Origin of the sequence: Mycobacterium sp. E3247 (assembly GCF_001667785.1) — a bacterium.
In the GTDB taxonomy this organism is placed as follows: domain Bacteria; phylum Actinomycetota; class Actinomycetes; order Mycobacteriales; family Mycobacteriaceae; genus Mycobacterium.
The window spans coordinates 1-588 of the sequence record NZ_LZJG01000225.1 but is presented as its reverse complement, the minus strand read 5'-3'; the positions used below and the strand labels follow the sequence as shown (position 1 = coordinate 588).

Genomic DNA, 588 nt, shown 5'->3' with positions numbered 1-588 from the left:
GCCGGTCACCAGCAGCGCATCCGCGTGCCGCGGCGACGCCACCAGGCGGGCACCGAACCGCTCGGCGTCATACACCGGCCCGTTGCGGGCCACGATCGAGGCCACCCCGTTGCCGCGTCGGGTGATCGCGTGCGGGGACTGCGCCATCAACCGAGGGGTCTTCGCCGGCGCCTATGGCGTGGCGGGCGCGGTCGGCGAGCTGGTGCAGGTGGACATGGAAATCCCGGGCTGCCCGCCGTCGCCGAGCGAGATCGTCGCGGCCCTGCGGGCGGTGACCGGCAAATGACCGCGGCGTTGGCCACCCGCGCGGTGCCCGCCCCAGACGTGTTGCGCCGCAACGCCCCCGCGCCCGTCTGTGCGGGCGCGCTGACCGCGCTGCTGGGTGCCGGCGGGGTGTGGGCCGGCGCGCTGGGAATGTTCGGTCCGGTGCGCGCCGTCCGCATCGGGTGGTTGCTTCCGTTGTCGGGCGTCGAGCTCAGCCTCGATCCGCTGGGCGGATTCTTCATGGCGCTCACGGGAGCCGTCGCAATCGTGGCCGGGCTGTACACGATCGGGTATGCCCGGCGCGAGCAGCTGGGGCCGGTCACC

The 588-nt window shown here is 74.1% G+C and carries 1 protein-coding gene and 2 pseudogenes; 2 read left to right on the top strand and 1 reads right to left on the bottom strand.

All coding sequences use genetic code 11. The features are described from left to right. Positions 1 to 81 (bottom strand): annotated as a pseudogene (locus A9X04_RS31440) (oxidoreductase); the annotation flags it as partial. Between the two features lies 1 nt (position 82). Between A9X04_RS31440 and A9X04_RS12020 the strand changes: the two are divergent. Next, positions 83 to 286 carry a hypothetical protein gene (locus A9X04_RS12020; RefSeq protein ID WP_369828945.1) on the top strand — a complete coding sequence of 68 codons (204 nt, stop codon included), beginning with the start codon at positions 83 to 85 and terminating at the stop codon, positions 284 to 286. Next, positions 283 to 588, top strand: a pseudogene (locus tag A9X04_RS12015) (hypothetical protein); the annotation flags it as partial. The gene A9X04_RS12020 and the pseudogene A9X04_RS12015, both read left to right, overlap by 4 nt.